Below are 257 nucleotides of genomic sequence, written 5' to 3' on the forward strand. Positions count from 1 at the left end.
TGAATTAAAGTTGGAGGTAAACCTTTTAGTTGAGACAAACTTGCCTGCAATGGCGAAGCATAGATTTCTTTTCTTTTAGAAGGATCCACATATTGATCCCACATCCATTTCATTAAAGAATCAGTTAGAAAACGCTGTTTGCCGTATACTTTATACGATTCTGTTTCAAAATTAGCATCGGTTACAGGCCAGAACAGAATTTGCACTTTATACAAAGGCGTTCCTTTTTCTTTCGCCATTAAAGCACTTGCTGTAGC

General features: G+C 37.0%; 1 protein-coding gene. It reads right to left on the bottom strand.

The genetic code is table 11. The features are described 5' to 3' along the window. A partial coding sequence (locus tag ACWA1B_RS23055; RefSeq protein ID WP_456910989.1) for an alpha/beta hydrolase fold domain-containing protein occupies positions 1–257 on the bottom strand: 257 nt, incomplete at both ends.

Source organism: Flavobacterium xizangense (assembly GCF_054075145.1).